Annotated in this window: 21 protein-coding genes and 1 riboswitch; of the genes, 16 read left to right on the top strand and 5 right to left on the bottom strand. The window is 70.0% G+C overall.

The window, feature by feature from the left end:
• Position 1 precedes the first annotated feature (1 nt).
• On the bottom strand, positions 2-391 hold the full coding sequence (pcaC, locus tag IPG65_RS10570) for a 4-carboxymuconolactone decarboxylase (protein WP_293189204.1): 390 nt from the start codon (positions 389-391) through the stop codon (positions 2-4).
• 81 nt (positions 392-472) lie between these two features.
• Between pcaC and IPG65_RS10565 the strand changes: the two genes are divergently transcribed.
• Positions 473-1,063 carry a peroxidase-related enzyme gene (locus IPG65_RS10565; protein ID WP_293189202.1) on the top strand — a complete coding sequence of 197 codons (591 nt, stop codon included), beginning with the start codon at positions 473-475 and terminating at the stop codon, positions 1,061-1,063.
• A gap of 82 nt (positions 1,064-1,145) precedes the next feature.
• Here the strand turns inward: IPG65_RS10565 and IPG65_RS10560 are convergent, their stop codons facing one another.
• Complete coding sequence (locus tag IPG65_RS10560; protein ID WP_293189200.1) at positions 1,146-1,928, bottom strand: SDR family oxidoreductase; 783 nt, start codon at positions 1,926-1,928, stop codon at positions 1,146-1,148.
• Between the two features lie 135 nt (positions 1,929-2,063).
• On the opposite strand from IPG65_RS10560, the gene IPG65_RS10555 reads away from it, so the two are divergent.
• The 12 genes from IPG65_RS10555 (at position 2,064) to IPG65_RS10500 (ending at position 17,489) form a co-directional block, all read left to right on the top strand.
• On the top strand, positions 2,064-3,764 hold the full coding sequence (locus IPG65_RS10555; protein ID WP_293189198.1) for an electron transfer flavoprotein-ubiquinone oxidoreductase: 1,701 nt from the start codon (positions 2,064-2,066) through the stop codon (positions 3,762-3,764).
• Between the two features lie 79 nt (positions 3,765-3,843).
• Positions 3,844-4,815 carry a TRAP transporter substrate-binding protein gene (locus IPG65_RS10550; protein ID WP_293189196.1) on the top strand — a complete coding sequence of 324 codons (972 nt, stop codon included), beginning with the start codon at positions 3,844-3,846 and terminating at the stop codon, positions 4,813-4,815.
• A gap of 79 nt (positions 4,816-4,894) precedes the next feature.
• Complete coding sequence (locus IPG65_RS10545) at positions 4,895-5,389, top strand: TRAP transporter small permease (RefSeq protein WP_293189194.1); 495 nt, start codon at positions 4,895-4,897, stop codon at positions 5,387-5,389.
• Positions 5,390-5,417: 28 nt separating this feature from the next.
• Positions 5,418-6,695 (top strand): TRAP transporter large permease, encoded by a 1,278-nt coding sequence (locus tag IPG65_RS10540; RefSeq protein ID WP_293189192.1) that lies wholly within the window; start codon positions 5,418-5,420, stop codon positions 6,693-6,695.
• A gap of 106 nt (positions 6,696-6,801) precedes the next feature.
• Positions 6,802-6,929: riboswitch (glycine riboswitch) on the top strand.
• A 68-nt stretch (positions 6,930-6,997) separates the two neighbouring features.
• Positions 6,998-8,209, top strand: coding sequence for a glycine cleavage system aminomethyltransferase GcvT (gcvT, locus tag IPG65_RS10535; RefSeq protein ID WP_293189190.1), 1,212 nt, complete (start codon positions 6,998-7,000; stop codon positions 8,207-8,209).
• A gap of 3 nt (positions 8,210-8,212) precedes the next feature.
• Positions 8,213-8,917 (top strand): glycosyltransferase, encoded by a 705-nt coding sequence (locus tag IPG65_RS10530; RefSeq protein WP_293189188.1) that lies wholly within the window; start codon positions 8,213-8,215, stop codon positions 8,915-8,917.
• Between the two features lie 27 nt (positions 8,918-8,944).
• Entirely contained in the window at positions 8,945-9,313 is a 369-nt protein-coding gene (gcvH, locus tag IPG65_RS10525) for a glycine cleavage system protein GcvH (protein ID WP_293189186.1), read from the top strand.
• 84 nt (positions 9,314-9,397) lie between these two features.
• Entirely contained in the window at positions 9,398-12,310 is a 2,913-nt protein-coding gene (gene gcvP, locus IPG65_RS10520) for an aminomethyl-transferring glycine dehydrogenase (protein WP_293189184.1), read from the top strand.
• Positions 12,311-12,329: 19 nt separating this feature from the next.
• Positions 12,330-13,373, top strand: a complete 1,044-nt coding sequence (locus tag IPG65_RS10515; protein WP_293189182.1) for a PDDEXK nuclease domain-containing protein — start codon at positions 12,330-12,332, stop codon at positions 13,371-13,373.
• Positions 13,374-13,426: 53 nt separating this feature from the next.
• Positions 13,427-14,806: a class II 3-deoxy-7-phosphoheptulonate synthase gene (locus IPG65_RS10510; RefSeq protein WP_293189180.1), complete on the top strand. Its 1,380-nt coding sequence runs from the start codon at positions 13,427-13,429 to the stop codon at positions 14,804-14,806.
• 239 nt (positions 14,807-15,045) lie between these two features.
• Complete coding sequence (locus IPG65_RS10505) at positions 15,046-16,092, top strand: P1 family peptidase (RefSeq protein ID WP_293189178.1); 1,047 nt, start codon at positions 15,046-15,048, stop codon at positions 16,090-16,092.
• 17 nt (positions 16,093-16,109) lie between these two features.
• A complete protein-coding gene (locus IPG65_RS10500; protein ID WP_293189176.1) occupies positions 16,110-17,489 on the top strand; it encodes a TAXI family TRAP transporter solute-binding subunit in 1,380 nt (459 codons plus the stop codon).
• A gap of 72 nt (positions 17,490-17,561) precedes the next feature.
• Here IPG65_RS10500 and IPG65_RS10495 read toward each other — a convergent pair whose 3' ends face one another.
• Positions 17,562-18,566 carry an asparaginase gene (locus tag IPG65_RS10495; RefSeq protein ID WP_293189174.1) on the bottom strand — a complete coding sequence of 335 codons (1,005 nt, stop codon included), beginning with the start codon at positions 18,564-18,566 and terminating at the stop codon, positions 17,562-17,564.
• 74 nt (positions 18,567-18,640) lie between these two features.
• Here IPG65_RS10495 and IPG65_RS10490 point away from each other — a divergent pair, with 74 nt between their 5' ends.
• Both IPG65_RS10490 and IPG65_RS10485 read left to right on the top strand, forming a co-directional pair.
• A complete protein-coding gene (locus tag IPG65_RS10490; protein WP_293189172.1) occupies positions 18,641-19,180 on the top strand; it encodes a peroxiredoxin in 540 nt (179 codons plus the stop codon).
• 232 nt (positions 19,181-19,412) lie between these two features.
• A complete protein-coding gene (locus IPG65_RS10485) occupies positions 19,413-20,369 on the top strand; it encodes a tripartite tricarboxylate transporter substrate binding protein (protein ID WP_293189170.1) in 957 nt (318 codons plus the stop codon).
• 43 nt (positions 20,370-20,412) lie between these two features.
• On the opposite strand, the gene IPG65_RS10480 is transcribed toward IPG65_RS10485, so the two are convergent.
• Both IPG65_RS10480 and phaZ read right to left on the bottom strand, forming a co-directional pair.
• Positions 20,413-20,838, bottom strand: a complete 426-nt coding sequence (locus IPG65_RS10480) for a cupin domain-containing protein (protein ID WP_293189168.1) — start codon at positions 20,836-20,838, stop codon at positions 20,413-20,415.
• An 84-nt stretch (positions 20,839-20,922) separates the two neighbouring features.
• On the bottom strand, positions 20,923-22,146 hold the full coding sequence (gene phaZ / locus IPG65_RS10475) for a polyhydroxyalkanoate depolymerase (protein ID WP_293189166.1): 1,224 nt from the start codon (positions 22,144-22,146) through the stop codon (positions 20,923-20,925).
• A gap of 89 nt (positions 22,147-22,235) precedes the next feature.
• On the opposite strand from phaZ, the gene IPG65_RS10470 reads away from it, so the two are divergent.
• A complete protein-coding gene (locus IPG65_RS10470) occupies positions 22,236-22,910 on the top strand; it encodes a glutathione S-transferase (RefSeq protein WP_293189164.1) in 675 nt (224 codons plus the stop codon).
• Positions 22,911-22,948 lie beyond the last annotated feature (38 nt).

Below are 22,948 nucleotides of genomic sequence, written 5' to 3'. Positions count from 1 at the left end.
ATCAGGCCGGCGGCGCGCCGTCCACCACCTCCGCCGCGCTGCGGAACGCCTCCACCGCGCAGGGCACGCCGCAGTAGATGCCGGCGTGCAGCAGGACCTCCTGGATCTCCTGCGTGCTGGCGCCGTTGCGCAGCGCGCCGCGCACGTGGCCCTTCAGCTCGTGCTGGTGACCCAGCGCGGTCAGCATGGCCACGGTGACCAGGCTGCGCGTCTTCAGGTCCAGCCCCGGCCGCTGCCACACGTCGCCCCAGGCGTTGCGGGTGATGTGGTGCTGCAGCGGCGTGGTGAAGTCGGTGGCGGCGGCGAAGGCGCGGTCGACGAAGTCGTCGCCCATCACCTGGCGGCGGGTCTTCAGGCCGGCCTGGAAGGCGGCATCGTCGGGCTGGTCCATGGCGTGGCTCCAAGAAGGCGGAAGGGGTGCGCAGCATAATCGTCCGCCAAGCCCACCCGATCACGCCCCAGGAAACTTGCCATGAGCCGCTACCCGATCGCCGAACTCGACAGCCTGCCCGACGACATCAAGGCCAAGGCGCTGGAAGTGCAGGCGAAAGCCGGCTTCATCCCCAACGTGTTCCTCGGCCTGGCGCGGCGGCCGGCCGAGTGGCGCGCCTTCTTCGCCTACCACGACGCGCTGATGGACCCCGAGAGCACGGGCCGCGCCAGCCGCCTGACCAAGGGCGACCGCGAGATGATCGTGACCACGACCAGCGCGGCCAACCAGTGCCTGTACTGCGTGGTGGCGCACGGCGCGCTGCTGCGCATCTACGAGAAGAAGCCCCTGGTGGCCGACCAGGTGGCCGTCAACTGGCGCAAGGCCGACATCCCGCCGCGCCAGAAGGCGATGCTGGCCTTCGCCATGAAGGTGTGCGAGCGCTCGCACGAGATCGAGGAGGCCGACTTCGACGCCCTGCACGCGCACGGCTTCGACGACGAGGACATCTGGGACATCGCCGCCATCACCGCGTTCTTCGGCCTGTCGAACCGCATGGCCTCGTTCAGCGGCATGCTGCCGAACCCCGAGTTCTATCTGATGGGGCGGCTGCCGAAGGACAAGCGGGCCTGACGCCGTTTCAAATTTATTTCAAGCTGTATCCCGCGCCAAATCTACGCTGTCAGCTATTTTTATCATAGCGCAATGCCCGTCATCAAAGCGCGAAGCCGTCGTCCGCCGCGATCACCGCGCCGTTGATGAAGTGGCTCTGATCCGAGGCCAGCATCAGCAGGATCGGGTCCAGGTCGCGCGGCTCGCCCACGCGCTTGCGCGGCAGCATGCTGACGAGCTTCTTGCCGCTCTCGGTCTGCCAGTGGTGGTGGTTGATCTCGGTGTCGATGTAGCCAGGGCAGATGGCGTTGACGTTGATGCCGAAGCGCCCCCACTCCAGCGCCATGGCCTTGGTCATCTGCACCACGGCGGCCTTGCTCATGCAGTACACGCCGATCTGCGGCAGCACCTTCAACCCCGCCATGCTGGCGATGTTGATGATGCGCCCGCCAGTGAAACTGCCGGGCGCGGCGCCCCGGGCGCGGGCCAGCATGCGCTTGCCCACCTCCTGCGCGACGAAGAAGGCGCCGCGCACGTTGGTGTCGAAGACGAAGTCGTAGTCGTCCTCGCCCACGTCCTGCAGGCGCTGCGTGGTGGATACGCCGGAGTTGTTGACCAGGATGTCGATGGAGCCCATCTCGGTCTCTGCGTGCGCGACGGCGGCCTTGATGGAGGACACGTCGGTCACGTCGCACTCGACCACGTGGGCGTCGCCGCCCTCGCCCTCGATGCGGGCGCGCAAGTCCTTGAGCTTCTCCACGCGGCGGCTGGCCAGCACCACGCCGGCGCCGGCGCGCGCCAGCGCCCGAGCGAACTGCGCCCCCAGGCCGCCCGAGGCGCCGGTGACGAAGGCCACGCGGCCGGAAAGGTCGATGCTGTAGGTCATGGGGAAGTTCTCCAGGCAAGGGGCGGCGCGGGCCTGCGCGCATAAAATCAGCCGCGCCGTCGGCAGGCTGGGCCCGCCGGCGGCGCACACCACACAATAGCGCCCATTATTTCAAACGCCACGAGAGGACGCCCCATGACCCCCCAGGAAATCATCGAGCAGTACGGCCCCCGCGAGGCCATGGAGTACGACGTGGTCATCGTCGGCGCCGGCCCGGCCGGGCTGTCGGCGGCCATCCGCATCAAGCAGTTGTCGGCGGAGAAGGGCCAGGACGTGTCGGTCGTGGTGCTGGAGAAGGGCTCGGAGCCGGGCGCGCACATCCTCTCGGGCGCGGTGATGGACCCCAGGGCCCTGACCGAGCTGATCCCCGACTGGCAGGAAAAGGGCGCGCCCCTGCACCAGCCGGTGACCGACGACGCCTACGTCTTCCTCAGCGAGAACGGCGGCACGCGCGTGCCCAACGCCATGCTGCCGCCCTTCGCCAACAACCACGGCAACTACATCATCAGCCTGGGCAACGTGGTGCGCTGGCTGGCCGGCCAGGCCGAGGCGCTGGGCGTGGAAATCTTCCCCGGCTTCCCGGCCGCCGAGGTGCTGTTCGACGACGACGGTTCGGTCAAGGGCGTGGCCACGGGCAACATGGGCATCGGCAAGGACGGCGAGCCGACCGAGAACTTCCAGCTCGGCATGGAGCTGCATGGCAAGTACACCCTGTTCTGCGAAGGCGCGCGCGGCCACCTGGGCCGGCAGCTGATCGCGCGCTTCAAGCTGGACGAGCACAGCGACCCGCAGAGCTACGCCATCGGCATCAAGGAGCTGTGGGAGATCGACCCCAGCCGCCACACGCCCGGCTTCGTCATGCACACCGCCGGCTGGCCGATGGACGAGCACACCTACGGCGGCGCCTTCCTCTACCACGCCGAGGACAACAAGGTGTACTGCGGCTACGTCACGGGGCTGAACTACGACAACCCCTACCTGAGCCCGTTCGAGGAGTTCCAGCGCTGGAAGACGCACCCGCGCGTCAAGTGGTACTTCACCGACGACGCTGGCAAGGTCAACGCCAAGCGCCTGAGCTACGGCGCGCGCGCCATCACGGCCGGCGGCCTGCTGGCGCTGCCCAAGACGGTGTTCCCGGGCGGCGCGCTGGTCGGCTGCGACGCCGGCTACCTGAACGTCAGCCGCATCAAGGGCAGCCACGCCGCCATCAAGACCGGCTCGCTGGCCGGCGAGGCGGCCTACGACGCCGTGGTGGCCGGCCGCCAGCACGACGAGCTGGCGGCCTACCCCGAGGCCTTCCAGGAAAGCTGGCTGCACGCCGAGCTGAACAAGGACCGCAACTTCAAGAACTGGTTCAAGAAGGGCCTGACCGTGGGCACGCTGATGAACGGCTTCGAGCAGAAGGTGCTGCGCGGCCACGTCCCCTGGACGCTGCACCGCAAGCTGCCCGACAACGTGCAACTGGAGCCCGCCGTCGAGCACAAGCCCATCGACTACCCCAAGCCCGACGGCAAGCTCACCTTCGACCGCCTCTCCAGCGTGTTCATCAGCAACACCAACCACGAGGAGAACCAGCCCGCGCACCTGACGCTGAAGGACGCGAGCGTGCCGGTCGACATCAACCTGGCCAAGTACGCCGGCCCCGAGGGCCGCTACTGCCCAGCCGGCGTGTACGAGTTCGTGCCCGACGAAGCGAAGGGCGGTGACGCCATGCGGCTGCAGATCAACGCGCAGAACTGCGTGCACTGCAAGACCTGCGACATCAAGGACCCGACGCAGAACATCGTCTGGGTCACGCCCGAGGGCGGCGGCGGGCCCAACTACCCGGGAATGTGATTCAAATCAGCCTCCAGCCCGCGTCGGTATTGCGTCGGAAGCTATTATTAACATAGCATTATAGACAGGAGACATTTTCATGAAACTGCACAGACTCGTTCTCGGCCTGGGCTTGGCGCTCGGCCTGGCGGCCACCGCCGCCGCGCAGACGACGATGAAGATCAGCATCTCCACGGCGCAGAACTCGCACCAAGGCATCGCCATCGACACCTTCGCCAAGGAAGTCGAGAAGCGCACGCAGGGCCGCTACAAGGTGCAGGCCTTCTACAACGGCGCCCTGGGCGGCGAGCGCGAATCGATCGAGGCGGTGCAGCTCGGCACGCAGGAGCTGGCCTTCAGCTCCACCGGCCCGGTGCCCAACTTCGTGCCCGAGACCAAGATCCTCGACGTGCCCTTCCTGTTCCGCGACAAGGCGCACGCGCGCGCCGTGCTCGACGGCCCGATCGGCCAGGAGCTGCTGACCAAGTTCGACGCCAAGGGCTTCAAGGCGCTGGCCTGGGCCGAGAACGGCTTTCGCCACATGACCAACAGCAAGCGCGACGTGAAGACGCCCGAGGACCTCAAGGGCCTGAAGATGCGCACCATGGAGAACCCGGTGCACGTGGCCGCCTACAAGGGCTTCGGCATCATCACCACGCCCATGGCCTTCCCGGAGGTGTTCACGGCGCTGCAGCAGGGCACCGTGGACGGGCAGGAGAACCCGCTGTCGGTCATCATCTCGGCCAAGTTCGACCAGGTGCAGAAGCACCTGTCGCTCACCGGCCACGTGTACTCGCCCTGCATCTTCGTGATGAACAAGGGCGTGTTCGACAAACTCTCGGCCGCCGACAAGCAGGCCTTCATCGATGCCGCCAAGGAAGGTACCAAGGCCAACCGCGCGCGCGTGGACGAAGACGACGCCAAGGGCGTCGCCGACCTGCGCGCCAAGGGCATGACGGTGATCGACACGCTGGACAAGGCCCGCTTCGTGGCCGCGCTGGCGCCAGTGAACGCCGAGTTCGAGAAGCAGTTCGGCAAGGCCAACCTGGACCGCATCCGCGACGTCAAATAAGCCAAGACGCTACTGTTCATGTCGCAAATGACGCTTGCTGGACGCTGGCCAGCAAGCGTTTTTGTTTGGAACCATGGCCATGAGAGAGCTTTTCCTGCGCATCGAAAGCTGGACCACCCGCATCGCCATGGCCGGCGCCTGCGCGATGCTGGCCATCGCCTCCGCGCTGGGCGTGTTCCAGATCGTCACCCGCTTCGTGCTGGAGCAGCCCGCCGAATGGAGCGAGGTGCTGATCCGCTTCAGCCTGATCTGGATGGTGTTCCTGGGCATCCCCATGGCCTTCCGCCAGGGCGCCATGGTGAGCGTGGACGCGCTCTACCGCGCCGTGCCCGCCGGCGCGCGCCGCGTGCTGGACCTGGTGGTGGCGCTGGCGGCGCTGGCGCTGATGCTCATCGTCCTGTGGTGGGGCTACGACTACGCGGTGCGCGGCAGCGTGCAGACCATGGCGGGGCTGGAATCGCTGTCGATGTTCTGGGCCTACATCGCGATGCCGGTGGGCGCGCTGTTCTCGCTGCTGGGCATCGTCGCCAACTACCTCGACCCGCGCCGCATGGAACTGGAGACCGCGCAATGAACGACGCGCCGCGCACGAGAGCCGCGGCATGACCGCCGCCATGCTGCTCACGATGGTGCTGGGCTTCGCGCTCAGCGTCTCGGTGGCGGTGTCGATCGGCCTGGCGTCGATCGTCGGCATCCAGGCCAGCAACGCCCACATGCTGATCTCCGCCAAGGAGATGTTCAACGCCATCAACAAGTTTCCGCTGGCGGCCGTGCCCTTCTTCATCCTGGCCGGCAACCTGATGGAGACCGGTGGCATCTCGCGCCGGCTGGTGGAGTTCGCCAAGAGCATCGTCGGCGGCGTGCAGGGCGGCCTGCCGATGACCTGCGTGCTGACCTGCATGATCTTCGCCGCCGTGTCGGGCTCGTCGGTGGCCACCACCTTCGCCATCGGCGCCATCCTGATCCCGGCGCTCATCAAGCACGGTTACCCCACCACCTGGGCCGCCGCGCTGCAGGCCACCAGCGCCGAGCTGGGCGTGATCATCCCGCCCTCGATCCCGATGATCCTGTACGGCGTGTCGGCCGAGGTCTCGATCGGCGAGCTGTTCATCGCCGGCTTCGGCCCGGGCTTGTTCATCAGCGGCGCGCTGATGCTGTTCGTCTGGATCTACTGCAAGCGCAAGGGCTGGGGCCAGCGCGACGGCGACGGACGCCTGGGCTTTTTCACCGCCACGCGGCAGGCCGCCTGGGCGCTGTTGATGCCGGTGATCATCCTGGGCGGCATCTACGGCGGCGTGTTCACGCCCACCGAGGCCTCGGCCGTCGCCGTGCTGTACGCGCTGCTCGTGGGCATGCTCGTGTACCGCGAGATCGGCGTGAAGGACTTGTACGCCGTGCTGCGCAAGTCGGTGGTGTCGTCGGCGGTGATCATGTTCATCATCGCCAACGCCGGCCTGTTCGCTTTCCTCATCACCCGCGCCGGCGTGCCGGAGGCCATCGGCCACTGGCTGCAGCAGGTGCTGCAAAGCGCGGGCATGTTCCTGCTGGGCGTGAACGCGGCGCTGTTCGTGATCGGCATGTTCATCGAGACCAGCGCCGCCATCATCGTGCTGGCGCCCATCCTGGCGCCGGTGGCGCAGCACTTCGGCATCGACCCGGTGCACTTCGGGCTGGTGATGGTGGTGAACCTGGCGCTGGGCATGATCACGCCGCCCTTCGGCGTGAACCTGTTCGCCGCCTGCACCGTGGCGCGCATCCCGCTGGACAAGATCATCCGGCACCTGGTGCCCTTCGTCTGCGTGGTGCTGGCCTGCCTGATGGTGATCACCTACGTGCCGCAGTTGTCGCTGGGACTGCGCGACCTGGTGTATGGCCGCTAGTTCCGATCTCCCCGCGCCGGCGTACTAGAATCGCGCGACCAGGAGAGAGTGCCCGCAGTCCGGGCGCCGCCGAAGGCCGAACGCTCAGGCAAAAAGGACTGGTACACGAGATTCTGTTGGAGAGAGGCCGCGTTTTCCGTCCGGATCGGCGGCCCACCGAAGGGGCAAGACCCGTGCGCCGCACCCGCGGCGGCGGCGTCGAATCTCTCAGGTAAAGAGGACAGCAGGGTTGCCGACGCCCCGGCCGCATCCGCAGCCCGGGCAGCGCTGCAATTCACCCTGTATTCGAGGAGCCCCCGCCCATGTCCACCGACCCCGAACTGCTCAAGACCCCGCTGCACGCCTTGCACGCCGAACTCGGCGCGCGCATGGTGCCTTTCGCAGGCCATGCGATGCCGGTGCAGTACCCGGCCGGCCTGATGGCCGAGCACCGGCACACGCGCGAGGCCGCCGGCCTGTTCGACGTGTCGCACATGGGCCAGTTGGAGCTCGTCGGCCCCGACGCGGCGGCCGCGTTCGAGACCCTCATGCCGGTCGACGTGATCGGCCTGGGCGTGGACAGGCAGCGCTACGGCCTGCTGCTGACGGACGAGGGCACGATCATCGACGACCTGATGTTCGTCAACCGCGGGGACCTGAGCGCCGACGAGCCGCCTCTAGGCTCGAACGCCCCCTCGGGGGGCAGCGCACCACGCGCAGCGGGGGAGCGTGGAGGTCAAACGATCTTCGTCATCGTCAACGGCGCCTGCAAGGCCGGCGACATCGCCCACATGCAGGCGCGCATCGACCAGCGTTGCCAGGTCGTGCCGCTGCCCGACCACGCCCTGCTGGCGCTGCAAGGCCCGCTGGCAGTGGACGCCCTGTCCCGGCTGGTCCCCGGCGTCGAACGGCTGGTGTTCATGACCGGCGGCGCCTTCGGCTGGAACGGCACCGACCTGTACATCACCCGCAGCGGCTACACCGGCGAGGACGGCTTCGAGATCTCTCTGCCCGGCGCGCAGGCCGAGGCCTTCGCCCGCGCGCTGCTGGCCCAGCCCGAAGTCAAGCCCATCGGCCTGGGGGCGCGCAATTCGCTGCGGCTGGAAGCCGGCCTGTGCCTGTACGGCAACGACATCGACACCACGACGACGCCCGTCGAGGCGGGCCTGAACTGGGCGATGCAGAAGGTGCGCCGCACCGGCGGCGAGCGCGCCGGCGGCTTTCCGGGCGCGGACAGGGTGCTGGCGCAACTGGACGGCACGCGCCCGGCCACGCGCAAACGCGTGGGCCTCGTCGCGCGGGAGCGCGTGCCGGTGCGCGAGCACGCCGAGCTGCAGGACGCCGGCGGCCACAGGATCGGCGAAGTCACCAGCGGCCTGCTGGGCCCCAGCGTCGATCGTCCCATCGCCATGGGGTACGTGCAGGCCGAACACGCCGCCGTGGGCACGCCCGTGTTCGCGCTGGTGCGCGGCAGGCAGGTGCCGATGGAAGTGGCGGCCCTGCCCTTTCTCCCGCCCCGCTACCACCGCGCGTGACCCGTGGCGCCCCTCGTCGTCGTCAGCGCCACGCGCCTGCCGGAGGACCATTTCTGGCGCCAGTCGGCGCTGGGCGTGTCGCTCAGCCGGCTCCGGTTCGACCAGGCGCTGCAACCGCGCATCGCCTTCGCCAACGCCCGCGGCCTGCCCACGCTCTACAACCAGGTCATCGACGCCGCCCCACCGGGCAGCCTGATGGTCTTCGTCCACGACGACGTCTGGCTGGAAGACGCCTTCCTGCGCCAGCGCATCGGCGACGGTCTGGAGCGCTTCGACGTCATCGGCGTCGCCGGCAACCGGCGGCGCCTGCCCAACCAGCCGGGCTGGTGCTTCGCCGATGTCGTCGATGGCAAGCTGAAGATGGACGAGCGCGCCCATCTGTCCGGCAGCGTCGCCCATGGCAAGCTGCCGTTCGGCCCCATCAGCCACTTCGGCCCGTCCCCCGCGGAATGCGAGCTGCTGGACGGCCTGCTGCTGGCCGCGCGGCGCGATACGCTGGTGGCGCGGGACGTGCGCTTCGACGAGCGGTTCCTTTTTCACTTCTACGACCTGGACTTCTGCCGCACGGCGCGGGCGCGGGGCCTGAAGCTGGGCACCTGGCCCTTGGCCGTGACGCACCAGAGCGGCGGCGCCTTCGGCTCGCCCGGCTGGAAGTCCGCCTACCAAACGTACCTGGCCAAATGGGAAACCTCCCGGAAGCCGGCTTAGATCAACCACTCACCGAGAACTTCTGCCATGACCATCAAATACACCGAAGACCACGAATGGATCCGCGTCGAGGGCGACCTCGCCACCGTCGGCATCACGCAGCACGCGCAGGACGCGCTGGGCGACGTGGTGTTCGTCGAGCTGCCCGAGGTGGGCAAGACCTATGCTCAGAAGGACGTGGCCGGCGTGGTCGAGTCCGTCAAGGCCGCCGCCGACGTGTACATGCCCATCGACGGCGAGATCACCGAGGTCAACGAAGCCCTGCGCGATGAGCCGAGCCTGGCCAACAGCGACCCGATGGGCGCGGGCTGGTTCTTCAAGGTGCGGCTGGCCGACGCGTCGCAGTTCGCCGCGCTGATGGACGAGACCGCCTACGGCGCCTTCTCGCAGGGCTGACCGCCGCCAGAGCATTGCGTGAGGCGCGTCGCCCGCTCCGGCCGGCGCGCCTTGCCCAGTGTTTTGTCCCCAAAGGCCGCCACCATGTCCGCCACCGCCACGCCATCCCTCGCCAGCCTGGAGAACCCGGGCGAATTCATCGCCCGCCACATCGGCCTGGGCGCCCAGGACGAGCAGCAGATGCTCGCCGTCATCGGCGAGCCCTCGCGCCGCGCGCTGATCGATTCGATCGTGCCGCGCGGCATCGCGCGCGCCACGCCCATGCAACTGCCGCCCGCCGCCACCGAGGCCGACGCGCTGGCCGAGCTGAAGGCCATCGCCGGCCAGAACCAGCTGATGAAGAGCTTCATCGGCCAGGGCTATTACGGCACCCACACGCCGGGCGTGATCCTGCGCAACATCCTGGAGAACCCGGCTTGGTACACCGCCTACACGCCCTACCAGGCCGAGATCAGCCAGGGCCGCATGGAGGCGCTCGTCAACTTCCAGACCATGGTGACGGACCTGACCGGCATGGACATCGCCAACGCCTCCATGCTGGACGAAGCCACCGCCGCCGCCGAGGCCATGACGCTGGCGCGCCGCTCGGTCAAGGCCAAGGGCAGCGTGATCGTGGTGAGCGGCGACGTGCACCCGCAGACCATCGAGGTGATGCGCACCCGCGCCGCGCCGCTGGGCCTGACGCTGAAGCTGGCCAACTCGGCCGCCGAATGGGACGCCGCCATCGCCGCCGACGACTACTTCGCCGCCCTCATCCAGTACCCCTGCAGCAGCGGCTGGCTGATGGACTGGAGCGCCGAGGTGGACAAGGTGCACGCCAAGGGCGCCGCCGCCCTCTTCGCCACCGACCTGCTGGCGCTCACGCTGCTGAAGACGCCGGGCGAGATGGGTGCCGACATCGTCGTCGGCAGCACGCAGCGCTTCGGCATGCCCATGGGCGCGGGCGGCCCGCACGCCGCTTTCATGGCCTGCAAGGACGCCTTCAAGCGCAGCCTGCCCGGCCGGCTGGTGGGCGTCAGCGTGGACGTGCACGGCGCCCCCGCCTACCGACTGGCGCTGCAGACGCGCGAGCAGCACATCCGCCGCGAGAAGGCCACCAGCAACATCTGCACCGCCCAGGTGCTGCCGGCCGTGGTGGCCAGCATGTACGCCGTGTACCACGGCCCCGTGGGCCTGAAGCGCATCGCCGGGCGCGTGGCGCGCCTCACGGCCATCCTGAAGGCGGGCCTGGTGCAGCTGGGCTTCGCGCACCAGCACCACGACACGGCCTTCGACACGCTCAGCCTGAAGACCGACGATGCTACCGATGTGATAGCTGCCCGCGCAGTGTCCATGCTGGCCAACCTGCGAAAAGCCTGGGATGTGTACCTGTGCGTGTCGCTCGACGAGACCAGCGCCCGCGCCGACGTGGAACTGCTGTGGCGCATCTTCGCCGGCGAGGGCCAGGCGCTGCCCGACTTCGACGCGCTGGCAGCCTCCGCGCCCGACCTGATCCCCGCTGAACTGCGCCGCGCCAGCGCGTACCTGACGCACCCGGTGTTCAACACGCACCACAGCGAGACCGGCATGCTGCGCTACATCCGCAGTCTGAGCGACAAGGACCTGGCGCTGGACCGCAGCATGATCCCGCTGGGCAGCTGCACCATGAAGCTCAACGCCACCAGCGAGATGATCCCCATCACCTGGCCCGAGTTCGCCCACGTGCACCCCTTCGCGCCGGCCGACCAGCTGAAGGGCTACCAGCTGCTGGACGCGCAGTTGCGCCAGTGGCTGTGCAGCATCACCGGCTACGCGGGCGTCAGCCTGCAGCCCAACGCCGGCAGCCAGGGCGAGTACGCCGGCCTGCTGGCCATCCGCGCCTGGCACGCCGCCAACGGCCAGGCGCAGCGCGACGTGTGCCTGATCCCCAGCAGCGCGCACGGCACCAACCCCGCCAGCGCGCAGATGGTAGGCCTGAAAGTGGTGGTCACCAGGTGCGACGAGCAGGGCAACGTCGATCTGGCCGACCTGCGCGCCAAGTGCGAGCAGTACCGCCAGCAACTGGCCTGCGTGATGATCACCTACCCCAGCACGCACGGCGTGTTCGAGACGCAGGTCAAAGAGCTGTGCGCGCTGGTGCACCAGCATGGCGGCCGCGTGTACGTGGACGGCGCCAACCTGAACGCCATGGTCGGCGTGGCCGCGCCCGGCGAGTTCGGCGGCGACGTGAGCCACCTCAACCTGCACAAGACCTTCTGCATCCCGCACGGCGGCGGCGGCCCCGGCGTGGGGCCGGTGTGCGTGGTCGAGGACCTGGTGCCCTACCTGCCCGGCCACGCCACGGCGGGCGATGCGCGCGCCATCGGCGCCGTCAGCGCCGCGCCTTATGGCAACGCGGCCGTGCTGCCCATCAGCTGGATGTACATCCGCATGATGGGCGCCGCCGGCCTGACGCACGCCACCGAGGCCGCCATCCTGAGCGCCAACTACATCAGCAAGCGCCTGAAGGACCACTACCCCACGCTCTACGCCAGCGAGGGCAAGAATGGCAAGCCGGGCCACGTGGCGCACGAGTGCATCCTGGACCTGCGGGCCTTGAAGGACACCAGCGGCGTGATGGCCGAGGACGTCGCCAAGCGCCTGGCCGACTACGGCTTTCACGCGCCCACGCTCAGCTTCCCCGTCGCCAACACGCTGATGGTCGAGCCCACCGAGAGCGAGACGCTGGACGAAATCGACCGCTTCATCGCCGCCATGGTCGCCATCCGCCACGAAATCCAGCGCATCGAGCGCGGCGAATGGCCGCAGGACGACAACCCGCTGAAGAACGCCCCGCACACCGCCAGCAGCCTGCTGAAGGCCGACTGGCCGCACCCGTATGCGCGCGAAGTCGGCGCCGCCATGGCCCAGCGCGCGCCCGGCAGCGTCAAATACTGGCCGCCCGTGGGCCGGGTGGACAACGTGCATGGCGACCGCAACCTGTTCTGCAGTTGCGTGCCGGTGGAGGAGCTGGCGTGACCCGTCACAGGCAAGCAGCGTGAGCGAGCGGCCCGACGCCCTGCGGCCGGCGCCCGAGGGCTACGCCGACTGGCTGGCCGAGCTGAAAAACCGCATCCACGGCGCGCAGCAGCGCGCCACGCTGGCCGTCAACCGCGAGCTGGTGCTGCTGTACTGGCAGATCGGGCGCGACATCCTGGCCCGGCAGGCGCAGCAGGGCTGGGGCGCCAAGGTCATCGAGCGGCTGGCGCATGACTTGCGCACGGCCTTTCCGCAGATGATGGGGTTTTCGCCGCGCAACCTCAAGTACATGCGCGCTTTTGCCGAGGCCTGGCCAGACGAATCATTTGTGCAAGAGGTGCTTGCACAATTGCCCTGGTACCACCAGTTGGCCCTGCTGGACAAGCTGCCCGACCCCAAAACCCGCCACTGGTACGCGGCCAAGGCCATCGAACACAACTGGTCGCGCAACGTTCTTGTCATGCAGATCGAAACCCGCCTGCGGGAACGCACGGGCACCGCAGTCACCAATTTCGACCTCAGCCTGCCCAAGCTGCAATCCGACCTGGCCCGGGAGTCGATCAAGGACCCCTACCGTTTCGACTTTCTGGGCCTGACGGACGAAGCGCAAGAGCGCGACATCGAAACCGCCCTGGTCCAGCACGTCACCGATTTCTTGCTGGAACTCGGCGCCGGCTTCGCCTTCGTCGGACAGCAGGTGCTACTGGACGTGGGCGGCGACGAATTCTTCATCGACCTACTGTTCTACCACCTCAAGCTGCGCTGCTACGTGGTGATCGAGATCAAGGGCGGCAAGTTCAAGCCCGAGCACCTGGGGCAGCTGGGCTTCTACCTGACGGCCGTGGACGCCCAGGTCAAGCATCCGCAAGACGGTCCCACCATCGGCCTGCTGCTGTGCAAGAGCAAAAACAAGGTGGTCGCCGAATACGCATTGCGCGACAACGCCCGCCCGCTGGGCATCGCCGAATACAAGCTGCTGGCGTCCCTGCCGGAGCCGCTGCAAACCAGCCTGCCCAGCATCGAGCAGATCGAAAGAGAACTGGAAGGAAAGCAGGAAACATGAGTTGGCTTGACGGTCTCGTTGCCGTGGGCCCACGCACGCGTGCCTGATCCGCGATGAACACAACTTCGACCCCCGCCTGGCAACCCGACACCTGGCGCGCCCACCCCGCCCGCCAGCTGCCCGCCTACCCCGACGAGGCCGCGCTGGCCGCTGCCTGTGCGCAGCTGCGCCAGTTTCCGCCCCTGGTGGTCGAAGGCGAGGTGCAAGCCCTGCGCGCGCAACTGGCCGAGGTGGCCGCCGGCCGCGCCTTTCTGCTGCAGGGCGGCGACTGCGCCGAGAGCTTCGACACGCAAGGCGGCGCCGCCGCGCGCGAGACCTTCCGCGTGCTGCTGCAAATGGCCGTGGTGCTGACCTACGCCGCCGCGCGGCCGGTGGTGAAAGTGGGACGCATCGCCGGCCAGTACGCCAAGCCGCGCTCGGCCGACACCGAGACGCAGGGCGGCGTGACGCTGCCCAGCTACCGGGGCGACATCGTCAACGGCGCCGGCTTCAGCGCACCGGAGCGCACGCCCGACCCGCAGCGCCTGCTGCGCGCCTATTCGGCCAGCGCCGCCACGCTGAACCTGCTGCGCGCGCTGGCCCAAGGCGGCTTCGCCGATTTGCACCGGCTGCACGGCTGGACCACCGACTTCGTGCGCGCCAGCCCCCAGGGCCGCCGCTACGAAGCGCTGGCCGGACGCATCACCGAGACGCTGAACTTCATGGCCGCCTGCGGCTTCACGTCCGACAGCACGCCGCAACTGCGCGAGGTGGCCTTCCACACCTCGCACGAGGCGCTGCTGCTGCCCTACGAAGAAGCGCTGACGCGCCCGGCCGAGGACGCGCCCATCGACGCCGCGCGCCCCTGGTACGCCGCCTCGGCCCACATGCTGTGGCTGGGCGAGCGCACGCGGCAGCTGGACGGCGCCCATGTCGCCTACCTGCGCGGCGTGGCCAACCCGGTGGGCGTCAAGATCGGCCCCACGGCCACGGCCGACGACGTGCTGCGGCTGCTCGACGCCATCGACCCGCACGCCGAGCCCGGCCGCGCCGTGCTCATCACCCGCATGGGCGCCGGCCGCCTGCCCGCGCTGCTGCCGCCGCTGCTGCGCGCCGTGCGCGCTGCCGGCCGCCCGGTGGTGTGGAGCTGCGACCCCATGCACGGCAACACCGTCACCAGCGCCAACGGCTACAAGACGCGCGACTTCGGCCTGGTGGTGCAGGAGGTGCGCGAGTTCTTCGCCGCCCACGCGCAGGAGGGCACGGTGGCCGGCGGCCTGCACGTCGAGCTGACGGGCCAGGACGTCACCGAATGCCGCGGCGGCGGCCAGAACCTGGGCGACGAGCACCTGGCCGAGCGCTACACCACCGCCTGCGACCCGCGCCTGAACGGCTCGCAGAGCCTGGAGCTGGCCTTCCTGGTGGCCGACCTGCTGAAGGCGCGGCGCGGCTGAGCACTGCAAGGCTGATCCGCCCCGCGCTCCCCCACCAACCGCCTCCGGGCGGTTGTCTCATGCCTGGAGGGTGCTCGACCGCCCTCGATCACTATCGATACCATAGCTGCCAGCGCAATTCCCATGCTGGTCAACGGCCTGTTTCACACTGAATCATCGCTCACACCGCCGCGGCGCCGGCGGGCCGCCCCGGGCGGGCTAACATCGCCCGCAAGGCGCCCCTTCCGGCGCTCGCCCGCATGAACACGGACCTCCCCCTGCCCTACCCCGGCGCCCTCACCGACGTGCGCGGCATCGAGGTCGGCCACTTCACCGACCCGCGCCGGCCCACCGGCTGCTCCGTGGCGCTGGCGCGCGCCGGCGCCGGCGCCGTGGGCGGGGTGGACGTGCGCGGTGCCGCGCCCGGCACGCGCGAGACCGACCTGCTGGAGCCCGGCAACCTGATCGGCGTCGTGCACGCCGTGCTGCTCACCGGCGGCAGCGCCTGGGGCCTGGACGCCGCCGGCGGCGTGATGCGCTGGCTGGAGGAGCGCGGCATCGGCCTGCCCGTGGGCCGCGCGCCCGGCCAGATCGTGCCCATCGTGCCCGCCGCCGTGCTGTTCGACCTGGCCGTGGGCGACGCCCGCATCCGCCCCGACGCCGCCGCCGGCCACGCCGCCTGCCAGGCCGCGTCCGGCGCGGCGCCCGCGCAGGGCAGCGTCGGCGCCGGCGCGGGCGCCACGGTGGGCAAGCTGTTCGGCCCCGCGCACGCCATGAAGGGCGGCATCGGCAGCGCGTCGGTCAGCGTCGATGGCGTCACCGTCGGCGCGCTCATCGCCGTCAACGCGCTGGGCGACGTGGTCGATCCGGCCAGCGGCACGCCCATCGCCGGCGCGCGCGCGGCCGACGGCAAGACCCTGCGCGGCAGCGTGGCGGCGGTGCTGGCGGGCGAGCCGCCGCTGCCCCTCCTGGCTGGCACCAACACCACCATCGGCATCGTCGCCACCGACGCGCCGCTGACCAAGGCCCAGGCCCGGCGCCTGGCCGGCGCGGGGCACGACGGGCTGGCGCGCGCCATCCGGCCGGTGCACACGATGTCGGACGGCGACACGCTGTTCGCCCTGGCCACCGGGCAGACGCGCGCGCTGGACTTCAACGCCCTGTGCGTGATGGCCGCCGAAGCCGCCGCGCGCGCCTGCGTCAACGCCGTGCGCGCCGCGCACGGGCTGCGGCTGGGCGATGCGTGGCTGCCATCCGCTTCCGATTTGATAGCTTATAGCTCAATACCAGCGCTGGCCGGAGGCTGATTCGACTTGAAAAACACATGATGGGCCCGATCCGCCGCACCCTCACCCTGTGGGTGCTGTCCCTGCGCGACTTGCTGGTCTCGGCCGGCCCGGTGGCGCTGATCGCCGCCGGCGTGCTGGTGGCCGCCTACTGGTGGCTCGACCCGCAGCCGCCCCGCACCGTGACCCTGGCCACCGGCCCCGCTGGCAGCGCCTACGCCGAGTTCGGCCAGCGCTACGCCCAGGCGCTGGCCAGGAACGGCATCACCGTGCGGCTGCTGACCACCGAGGGCTCGCTCGCCAACCTGCGGGCGCTGCGCGCCGGCGCGGCCGACGTCGCCTTCGTGCGCGGCGGCAGCGCCGACCCCGAGGCCGATGGCGCGGCCGGCATCACCTCGCTGGGCGCGCTGTTCTACGAGCCGCTGTGGGTGTTCTACCGGCCCGACGCGCTGGCCCGGCCGGCGCCGGCCGCGCGCTCGGCAACCACCTCCACGCCCGAACCCGAGCTGCTCTCCACGCTGCCGCCCCTGCGCGGCCTGCGCGTCAACGCCGACCAGCCCGGCAGCGGCGTGCCCGGCATGCTGCAGCGCCTGCTGCAGGCCAACGGCCTCGATGCCCAGGCGCTGGTGCTCAGCGCCCTGCCGCCCGAGGCCGCCGCCGAGGCGCTGCAGGGCGGCCTGCTGGACGCCGTGGTGCTGGTCACCGCGCCCGAATCGCCCGTCGTGCAGCGCCTGCTGCGCGCCCCCGGCATCGCGCTGATGGAGGTGGCCCAGGCCGACGCCTACGCGCGGCGCTTTCCTTTCCTGCAGCCGGTGACGCTGCCGCGCGGCGTGGCCGACCTGGCCAGCGACTTGCCCCCGGCCGACGTCGGCCTGCTGGCCACCACCACCTCGCTGCTGACGCGCGAGGACACCCACCCCGCGCTGCGCCAGTTGTTCGCGCAGGCGGCGCAGGGGCTGCACGGCGGCGCGGGCTGGTTCAACCGCGCGCGCGACTTCCCCAACACCCGCACCAGCGAGCTGCCCGTCAGCCCCGAGGGCGACCGCGCCATCAACGGCACGCCGCCGTTCTGGCAGCGCTACCTGCCGTTCTGGGCCAGCAACCTGCTGGAGCGCATGTGGCTGATCATCGGCGGCCTGATCGTGCTGCTGCTGCCGCTGTCGCGCGTGGTGCCGCCGCTGTACACCTTCCGCGTGCGGCGGCGCGTGTTCCGCTGGTACGCGCAGTTGCGCCAGATCGAGGCGCGGGCGGACGAAGGCCGGGCCGGGCGCGCCGAGCTGCTGGGCGAGCTGGACGAGTTGGACCGCGTGGTCAACCGCATCGCCGTGCCCCTGGCGCACACGGACGAGCTGTACGCGCTGCGCAACAACATCCACGCGGTACGCCAGCGGGTGCAGGCCCAGCAGGCCGATCCATAGTCGAGCGGGCTCTCAGCCTGCATCCAGATTGCGCCGTTAGCTATTGAAAACGCAGCGTCTGGCGCTTCTTCGTCAATAGCGCAGAAAGATCCGCTGCATCGCCTGCGCGTCGTCCGCGCGGGTCAGCGCCAGCGCCGCCAGCAGGCGCGCGCGCGGCGGGTTCTGGTCGTCGGCGGCCACGCTCCCGCAGGCGTCGTCGTCGAAGCTGGCGTTGCGGATCACCGGCCCCGCGCCCGTGCGCGAGGCGCGCACGACGTGCACGCCTCGCCGGCGCAGGTCGCGCAGCACCGGCTGCAGGTCGGCCGGCACCGTGCCGCCGCCCACGCCCGCGAGCACGATGGCGCGTGCCCCGGCCGCCGCCCAGGCCTCGCAGGGCTCGCGCCGCGCGTTGCCGTGGCCGGCCACCACGCCCACCAGCGGCAGCGCGCCGATGGCGGCCAGGTCGAACTCGGTCCGCGCCGTGTGCGGCCGCGCCACCGCGCGGTACCAGCGCGGCGCCCCTTCCACCACCAGCCCCAGCGGCCCGTGCGGCGAGGCGAAGGCGTCCAGCCGCTGGGTGTGCCCCTTGGCCACGTCGCGCGCGCTGTGCACCTCCTCGTTCATCACCACCAGCACGCCGCGCCCGCCGGACGTGGGGTGCGCCGCCACGGCCACCGCGTGCAGCAGGTTGGCCGGCCCGTCGGCCGCCAGCGCCGTGCCGGGGCGCATGGCGCCGGTCAGCACGATGGGCTTGGCCGTGGGCACCGTCAGGTGCAGGAGGTAGGCCGTCTCCTCCATCGTGTCCGTGCCGTGGGTGACGACCACGCCGTCCACGTCATCGCGCGCGCACAGCTCGGCCACGCGGCGCGCCAGTTGCAGCAGGTGCGCGTCGGTGAAGTCGGCCGAATCGATCTGGAAGAGCTGCTCCGCTTGCAGCTCGGCCAGCCGCGCCAGCCCTGGCACGGCCGCCAGCAGGCCGGCCACCGACACCACCGCCGAGCGGTACGCGGCCGAGCCGGGGTCGGCCGAGCCGGCCCCGGCGATGGTGCCGCCGGTGCCGATCACGGCGATGCGGGCTTGAGAAGAGGGTGTGGACATCGCCGGCATTGTCGTGCAGGGCGGGTGGGCATCGCTACACTGGGCCGGCCTCGACCCTGCACGGAGGTGCTCCCATGAAGCCACTCGTTCCCGCCGTCCTGCTCGCCCTCGCCGCCGCGCTGGCGGCGCCCGCCAACGCCGCCCTCAAGCCCGGCGACGCCGCGCCCGCCTTCAGCACCCCCGCCGCGCGCGCCGGCCAGGCCTTCGAGTTCGACCTGGCCGCCGCGCTGAAGAAGGGCCCCGTCGTCATCTACTTCTTCCCCAAGGCCTTCACCCAGGGCTGCACCATCGAGGCCAACGCCTTCGCCGAGGCCACGCCCAGGTTCGCCGCGCTGGGCGCCACGGTGGTCGGCATGTCGCACGACGACATCGACACGCTCAAGCGCTTTTCCGTCGAGGCCTGCCGCGACAAGTTCGCCGTCGCCTCCGACCCGCGGGCCCGGACCATCCGCGCCTACGACGCCGCCTCGCTGCTGCCCGGCATGGCCAGCCGCATCTCCTACGTCGTCGGCCAGGACGGCCGGATCGCCTTCGCCCACCAGGGCAGCGACCCGCTCAAGCACGTGGACGCCACCTACCAGGCGGTGCAGCGGCTGGTGCAAGGGCAGCGCTGAGAACTTTCAAGCAAAAACCGCCTTCAGCCAGCGTGGATACTGCGCCAACAGCTATCAAAAGCGGATCACTCCGCGCCCCGCGATGGCTGCGCGGCCGGGGCGGCGCACGCCCAGCCGACGTGGACGGCCGCACCGGCATAGGGTTTGTCGGCAGTGGTGCGCGTCCCGTTCTGGCCAAAAATAAGAAGCTTTGCTTGGCACACTCCCTCCCAACCTTCAGAAAGGCCCCTGCATGAACCGCCGCCCCGCCCTCCTCGCCCTGAGCTGCCTCCTCGGCCTCGCCGCCACGGCGGCCCACGCCCAGGACTACCCCACCCGCCCCATCACCATCGTCGTGCCCTACGCCCCCGGCGGCACCACCGACATCCTGGGCCGGGCTTTCGCGCTCAGCATTGGCAAGCAGCTCAAGCAGTCGGTCATCGTCGAGAACAAGGCCGGCGCCGGCGGCACGCTGAGCATCCTCGACATGCGCATGGCCAAGCCCGACGGCTACCGCCTGGCGCTGATCCCGGTGAGCGTCTTCCGCCAGCCCTACGTGCAGAAGGTGCAGTACGACCCCATCGGCGACCTGACCTACATCGCTTCCTTCTCGGCCTACGACTTCATCCTGGGCGTGGCCGCCAACTCGCCCTACAAGACGCTGCAGGACGTGGTGGCCGACGCCAAGAAAAACCCCGACGGCGTGGACTACGGCACGCCGGGCCGCAACACCGGCAACCACGTGGCCGGCGCCCTGCTGGCCAAGGCCGCCGGCGTCAAGCTGACCCACGTGCCCTTCAAGGGCGACTCGGAAGCCATCAATTCCCTGCTGGCCGGCCACATCAAGACGGCGATCCTCACCAACGGCATCCTGAACTTCATGGAAGCCGGCAAGGTGCGCGCGCTGGCGGTGGCGGCCGACAAGCGCCCCGAGGCTTTCGCCAAGATCCCCACCTTCAAGGAGGCGGGCTTCGACGTCGTGATCCCCTCGCCGCTGGGCCTCGCCGGCCCCAAGGGCCTGCCGCAGCCCATCGTGGAGAAGCTGGACGCCGCCGTGAAAGCCGCGCTGGAAGACCCCGCCGTCAAGAAGACCATGGCCACCTACGGCGTGCGCAGCGACTACCGCGATCACAAGGCCTATGCCGAGTTCGCCCGCAAGACCTTCGCCAGCGAGAAGGAGATCGTGACCGGCCTCGGGCTGGGCGAGTAAGCGCGGGAAATGGCGACCGCCGCGCGCGGCGCGGCGCGCGCGTTCATTCCCACGGCGTCGGCGGCGGTATCTCGCACACCGGCTCGACGTCGATGCTCTTGAAGTCGGCCGGCGAGACGATCTCCAGGTACTCCATGTCGGGCGAGTAGTCGAACAGGTAGTGGCGGATGCCCGGCCGCTGGTGCACCACGTCGCCGGCCTGCACCAGGGTTTCCTGGTCCTCGTACATGAAGCGGGCCCAGCCCTTGACCATGATGACGATCTGGAAGTCCGCCTCATGGCGGTGCCAGCCGGTGCCCTGTTCCGGCGCCATGTTCGCCTTGACCAGGTGCGCGATCACCTTGCCGTGGGTGGCGTCGGCCACGCCCAGGTCGCGGTAGAGGAAGAAGTCGCGCAGGCCGCCGGGGCGGTAGTCGGTATCGCCAGGCCTGACGTGAGAGAACTCGGTGGTGGTGGTGCGATCCAGCATGGGTACTCCTTTGTGAACGGCGGATGACGGATGGGAATCCGGATTGCTGCGCCGCAACACGCATGAAGCGTTCCAGCCGGTCCCTCAATGCAATTCAGCCGCCATGCGGATCGTTTCGCGCACGCGCGGGTAGATCTGCGTGTTCCACTTGCTGCCACTGAACACGCCGTAGTGCCCCACGCCGGCCTGCAGGTGGTGCGACTTGAGGTAGGGCCGGATGTTGGGGCACAGGTCCTGCGCCGCCACGGTCTGGCCGACGGCGCAGATGTCGTCGCGCTCGCCCTCCACCGTGAGCAGCGCGGTGCGGCGGATGGCCTCGGGCCGCACGGCGCGGCCGGCCACGGTGAGCGCGCCGCGCGGCAGGTCGTAGGTCTGGAACACGCGGTGCACCGTCTCCAGGTAGAACTCGGCCGGCAGGTCGTTGACGGCCAGGTACTCGTCGTAGAAGGTCAGGATGGCCTGGGCCTGCTCGGTTTCGCCATCGACCAGGTGCTGGTACAGGTGGCGGAACTGCGCCTGGTGGCGCTCCAGGTTCATGCTCATGAAGGCGCTGAGCTGCACGAAGCCGGGGTACACGCGGCGCCCCGCGCCGCGGTGCGGCCAGGGCACGTGGCTGATCAGGTTGCGCTCGAACCAGCCGATGGGCCGCTCGGTGGCCAGCGTGTTGACCTGCGTGGGGTTGACGCGGCAGTCCACCGGGCCGGCCATCAGGGTCAGGCTGCGCGGCGTGGCGGGGTCGTCGTCCTCGGCCATCAGCGCGGTGGCGGCCAGTGCCGCCACGCAGGGCTGGCACACGGCCACCAGGTGCGCGCCGGGGCCCATGGCGCGCAGGAAGGCGACGATCTGCAGGGCGTAGTCGTCCAGCCCGAAGCGGCCGCTGCCCAGCGGCACGTCGCGCGCGTTGTGCCAGTCGGTGACGTACACGTCGTGGTCGCGCAGCAGCGTGCGCACGGTGTCGCGCAGCAGGGTGGCGAAGTGGCCCGACAGCGGCGCGGCCAGCAGCACCCGCGGTTGCGCCGGGCTGCCCGCGGGCATCAGCCTCCTGAAGTGCAACAGCGTGCCGAAAGGCGCCACCAGCGCGGCCTCCTGCACCACCGACACCGTCTCGCCGTCCACGCACACGTCGGCGATGCCGTAGTCGGGCCGGCGGTGCGTGATTCGCAGGCGCGACATCACCTCCAGCGTGGCCGCCGCGTGCGCCAGCGGGCTGCGCGGGCTGGCACCGGCCAGCGCCGGCCCCATGAACCCGGCGGCCATGCGCGCGGGGGAGGCCAGATCGGACTGCGCCTGATACATCTGATAGAGCATGCGGAGACATTGCAATTTGCGGGCCAGCGCCCGCGGCATGTCCCTGGCATGGGACTTGCGGCGGGATGGCTTTTCCCAGGAGCAGACCCATGGCCACACGCCGCGCCGCCGCCCCCGCCGTCTTGACAATCAGCAGCCGCAACTATGGCGCCTGGGCGCTGCGCGGCTGGCTGATGTGCAAGCTGGCCGGCCTGCCCTTCACCGAGCACGTGATCCCGGCCGACGACCCGGCGATGAAGGCCGAGATGCTGCTGCTGTCGTCGTCCATGCGGGTGCCGGCGCTGGCGCATGACGGCATCACGGTGTGGGACACCCTGGCCATCGGCGAATACCTGAACGAGATCCGGCCGCAGGCCGGCCTCCTGCCCGCCGACTTGCGCCAGCGCGCGCACTGCCGCGCCATCTGCGGCGAGATGCATTCAGGCTTCGCGTCGCTGCGCGGCGCGCTGCCCATGAACATCCGCGCCCACTTCAAGGACTTCAAGGTGTGGTCGCGCGCCCAGGCCGACATCGACCGCATCACCGCCATCTGGCGCGAATGCCTGGACGCCAGCGGCGGCCCTTACCTGTATGGCGAGCAGCCCACGCTGGCCGACGCGATGTACGCGCCGGTGGTCACGCGCTTGCTGAGCTACGACGTCGCGCTCGACCCGCTGTGCGCCGCGTACTGCCAGACCGTCATGGCCCTGCCCGCGATGCAGGAATGGGTGGCGGACGCGCTGGCCGAGCCGGACGAGATCGACGAACTGGAGGCAGAGTTTTAACCTGCAGGTTCGCCCCCGCGCGGCGTGAAGGCGTCGCC

The sequence above is a fragment of the Ottowia sp. genome (genome assembly GCF_016703145.1).
GTDB lineage: Bacteria > Pseudomonadota > Gammaproteobacteria > Burkholderiales > Burkholderiaceae_C > Ottowia.
The sequence above is the reverse complement of the archived record's forward strand: the minus strand, read 5'-3'. Positions and strand labels throughout refer to the sequence as shown.